The following is a 4,088-nucleotide window of genomic DNA, read 5'->3' as shown; positions in this document are numbered from 1 at the left end:
CCCCGGCCCCGTGGCGGCTCGGACCCTGGCAGGACAGCTGGACCCCGGCCGCGCACGCCGCCGCCGTCGCCGCGGTCCGCGACGCCATCGCCCGCGGCGACGTCTACCAGGTCAACATCGTCGGCCACGCCGCCGCCGGCTACACCGGCGACCCGCTGCCCGCGCTGGCCCGCCTCGCCGCGCTACCAGGCGCCCGCTACGGCGGCACCCTGCACGGCCCCGGCTGGGCACTCGGCTGCGCCTCCCCGGAAACCCTCATCGCCGTCGAACACGGCCGGCTGGTCACCCGCCCTATCAAGGGCACCCGCCCGGCCACGCCCGCCGGACGCCGCGACCTGCTCACCTCGGCCAAGGAACGCGCCGAACACGTCATGATCGTCGACCTGGAACGCAACGACCTGGCCCGCGTCGCCCGCACCGGCTCGGTGCGCGTCGACGAGCTGTTCGCCGTACGCCGCTGGTGTGACCTGTGGCAGGCCGAGTCGACGGTGTCGGCGGCGCCCGCCGACGGCCTCGGCCTGGCCGACCTGCTGCGCGCGGTCTGCCCCGGCGGGTCGGTCACCGGCGCGCCCAAACACGCCGCCCTGGGCCACATCGCCGCACTGGAGCCGGTCGGCCGCGGCGCGAGCATGGGGGCGCTCGGCTGGGTCGGACCCGACCGCCTCGACCTGGGCCTGACCATCCGCACCGCCGCCGCCGACGGGAACCTCCTGCACCTGTGGGCCGGGGGAGGCATCACCTGGGACAGCGACCCCGCCGCGGAGGTCGCCGAGGCCGCCGCCAAGGCCGCCCCGATCCGCGCCCTGCTCGCCGGCTGACGGGTCGCCCGGCGGCCCGGCCTTCCCGCTGCGGCCCGGCCTCTCTCGGCGGCCTGGCTTGTCGCGGCGGCTCCGCGGGCCGGTAGCGGCCCTGCGCGGCGCCTCGGGCTACGCGGGCGGTGGCGGCCGTGCGCGGCGGCTCAGCCGGCGGCGGCGAACTCGTCGAGGGCGGCGACGACCCGCTCGCCGATGCCGTGCCCGCCGCCGTGACCGCCGGACTCCACGATCTCCAGCCGCGCGTCCGGCCAGCCCCGGGTCAGCAGCCACGCGATGTCCGGCGGCCCGCTGACGTCCAGCCGGCCCTGCACCAGCACCCCCGGAATGCCCGCCAGGCGGCCCGCGTCGCGCAGCACCTGCCCGTCCGGCTGGAAACCCCGGTTCGCGAAGTAGTGCGTCACCAGCCGGGCGAACCCGTACCGGAACACCGGATCGTCGAACCGGGGATCCGGCGCGAACCCACCGGCGAGCGACACGTGCACGTCCTCCCAGTCGCACCAGTCCCGCGCCGCCTGCTCCCGCACCGCCGGGTCCGCGTCGTTGACCAGCCGCGCGTACGCCGCCGACAGGTCACCGTCACGGTCGGCCTCGGGCACCCCGCCACGGAACCGCGCCCACTCCTGCGGGAACACCCGGCCCATGTCCCGGGTCACCCACTCGATCTCCCGGTTCGTGTTGGCGACCACGCTGAACAGCACCAGCGCGCTGACCCGCCCCGGGTGCCGCTGCGCGTAAGCCAGCGCCAGCGACGACCCCCACGACGCGCCGCACAGCAGCCACCTGCCGATCCCCAGATGCGCGCGCAGCAGCTCCATGTCGGCCAGCAGATGCCCGGTGGTGTTCACCGACAGGTCAGTGGACGGATCCGACGCCGGGGGAGTGCTGCGCTCACAACCACGCTGGTCGAACAACACGATCCGGTACGCGGCCGGATCGAACAGCCGCCGCCACGACGCGCCCGCCCCCGAACCGGGCCCACCGTGCACCACCAGCGCCGGCCGCCCGTCCGGATTGCCGCACGTCTCCCAGTACACGCGCTGCCCGTCCCCGACATCCAGCATCCCGTGCGCGTACGGCTCGATCGGCGGATACATGTGCGGCCTCCCCGGGTCAGATACAACAGCGCTGTTACATTAGTGGACGTGACCGCCCCCCACCGCGACGCCCTCGGCACCCTGCTACGCCACGTCCTGGACGTCCTCGACGGCGACGTCGCCGCCGTCCACCAGCGGCTCGGCCTCACCGACTACCGGCCCCGCTACTCACCGGTCGTCCGCGCGCTCGTCGCCGACGGCCCACTGCCCATCCGCGACCTCGCCGCCCGCGTCGGCGTCACCCACTCCGCCGCCAGCCAGACCGTCGCCCAGATGCGCCGCGCCGGCCTCGTCGACCTGAGCCCCGGCGCCGACGCCCGCCACCGCATCGTCACCCTCACCGACCGCGCCCGCGCCCTGCTGCCCGCCGTCGAAGCCGAATGGGCCGCCACCACCACCGCCGTACGCCACCTCGACACCGAACTGCCGGTACCACTCGCCGACGAGCTGTACGCGGTCCTCGCCGCCCTGCGCCGCCGGCCCCTGCGCGACCGCATCGCCGACACCGGCCTGCTGGACACCCCACCGAACACCCGCGAACGGTAAGCAACGGATAGCCTTCCGGACATGACTATGCGCCCCATCCGGATCATCGGCGACCCCGTGCTGCGCACCCCCAGCGAACCCGTCACCAGCTTCGACGCCGAACTGCGCGCCCTCGTCACCGACCTGATGGACACGCTGCTCGGCGCACCCGGCCGCGCCGGCGTCGCCGCACCCCAGATCGGCGTCAACGCCCAGGTGTTCGTCTACGACGCCGACGGCCACCGCGGCCACATGATCAACCCCACCCTGGAGGTGTCCGACGAACTCCAGGACGACGAGGAGGGCTGCCTGTCCATCCCCGGCCTGTACTTCCCGACGCCGCGCGCGCTGCACGCCACCGCCCACGGCTACGACCAGCACGGCGAGCCGCTCACCGTCACCGGCAGCGGCTTCCTCGCCCGCGCCCTGCAACACGAGACCGACCACCTGCGCGGACGCCTCTACGTCGACACCCTGCGCGGCGACACCCGCCGCCGGGCCCTGCGCGAGATCCGCGCCGGCCGGTTCGACTCACCCAGCCGCGGCCGCTGACGTCAACGCGCACTCGGTGAATCCGGCCACCCGGGAGAACCCCAGCCGCTCGTACAACCGCACCGCCGCCGCGTTGTCCGCCCGCACGTTCAACGTCACATGATCCACAGACGCGCGCAGCCGGGCACACAACGCCGCCACCACACCCGCACCCAGACCACGACCCCGCACATCCGGATGCGTCGTCACGTTCCCCAGCGCCGCCACCCGCCAGCGCGGCGAGAACACGTGCACCCCCGCCACCGCCACCAGCCGGCCGTGCTCCCGCACCCCCACGTACTGGCCCGTCTCCAGCATCCGCGCATCGAACCAGTTCCCCGGATACGCCACCGCGTACAACGCGGCCAGCTCCGCCGCGTCCGCCGGCCCCAACGGCTCACCCACCGCCGCCAGCCGCCCCGGATCCGTCAACGCCATCCGGTGATGCGCCGCCGCCTCCGACACCACGAACCAGCGGCCCAGCGTCGCCTCCAGACCGGGGGACAGGTGCGCCCACATCCGCGCCGGCAACACCGGCGCCGCCTCCGTCAGCAACCCCGCCAGCTCCGCCACCCGCTCCGGCGCCGCGAACGCCAGCAACGTCGGCAACTCGACCCCGTGATACAGCAACACCACCTGGTCGCCACGCCGGAACCACGACGTGTACGGCCAGAAGAAATCGTCCAGATCACCCAACTGGTACGCGTGCAACACCGGATCCCGGCCCAGCAGACCCGCCAGCACCGCCCGGTCGTGCTCCGCCCGCACCGCCACCGCGATCAGCCCGCCGTCCACTGGTCGTAACCCAACCGGGCCACCAGCGCCAGCACCACCACCAGCAGCACCACCCGCACGAACCCGGCGCCCCGCCGCAACGCCATCCGCGCGCCCACAGCCGCCCCCACCACGTTGCACACCGCCATCGCCGCGCCCAACGCCCACCACACATGCCCGGTCAACCCGAACACCACAAGCGCGCCCAGGTTCGTGCCCGCGTTCACGACCTTCGCCATCGCCGAGGCATGCACGAAATCCGAGCCCAGAATCGCGGTGAACGCCAGCACCAGGAACGTGCCGGTACCCGGCCCGATCAACCCGTCGTACAGAGCGATACCCAGACCGG

General features: G+C 74.1%; 6 protein-coding genes. 3 read left to right on the top strand and 3 right to left on the bottom strand.

Annotated features, from left to right (window positions below; translation table 11 throughout):
- Positions 1-818 (top strand): chorismate-binding protein (locus tag ABD52_RS36595; protein ID WP_047894773.1); only part of this gene is annotated, 818 nt, incomplete at its 5' end.
- 140 nt (positions 819-958) lie between these two features.
- On the opposite strand, the gene pip is transcribed toward ABD52_RS36595, so the two are convergent.
- Positions 959-1,909, bottom strand: coding sequence for a prolyl aminopeptidase (gene pip / locus ABD52_RS36590; RefSeq protein WP_047894772.1), 951 nt, complete (start codon positions 1,907-1,909; stop codon positions 959-961).
- Positions 1,910-1,957: 48 nt separating this feature from the next.
- Here pip and ABD52_RS36585 point away from each other — a divergent pair, with 48 nt between their 5' ends.
- On the top strand, positions 1,958-2,455 hold the full coding sequence (locus ABD52_RS36585; protein ID WP_047894774.1) for a MarR family winged helix-turn-helix transcriptional regulator: 498 nt from the start codon (positions 1,958-1,960) through the stop codon (positions 2,453-2,455).
- Between the two features lie 21 nt (positions 2,456-2,476).
- Entirely contained in the window at positions 2,477-2,986 is a 510-nt protein-coding gene (gene def, locus ABD52_RS36580) for a peptide deformylase (RefSeq protein ID WP_030272226.1), read from the top strand.
- Here the strand turns inward: def and ABD52_RS36575 are convergent.
- On the bottom strand, positions 2,966-3,760 hold the full coding sequence (locus tag ABD52_RS36575; protein ID WP_047894771.1) for a GNAT family N-acetyltransferase: 795 nt from the start codon (positions 3,758-3,760) through the stop codon (positions 2,966-2,968). The two genes, def and ABD52_RS36575, sit on opposite strands and share 21 nt — an antisense overlap.
- Positions 3,745-4,088 (bottom strand): TSUP family transporter (locus ABD52_RS36570; RefSeq protein WP_047894770.1); only part of this gene is annotated, 344 nt, incomplete at its 5' end. The genes ABD52_RS36570 and ABD52_RS36575, both read right to left, overlap by 16 nt.

It is taken from the genome of Micromonospora sp. RV43 (assembly GCF_001029515.1).
Taxonomy (GTDB): Bacteria; Actinomycetota; Actinomycetes; order Mycobacteriales; family Micromonosporaceae; genus Micromonospora; species Micromonospora aurantiaca.
Note: the sequence above shows the minus strand (reverse complement) of the source record. Positions and strands in the feature narration are given on the sequence as shown.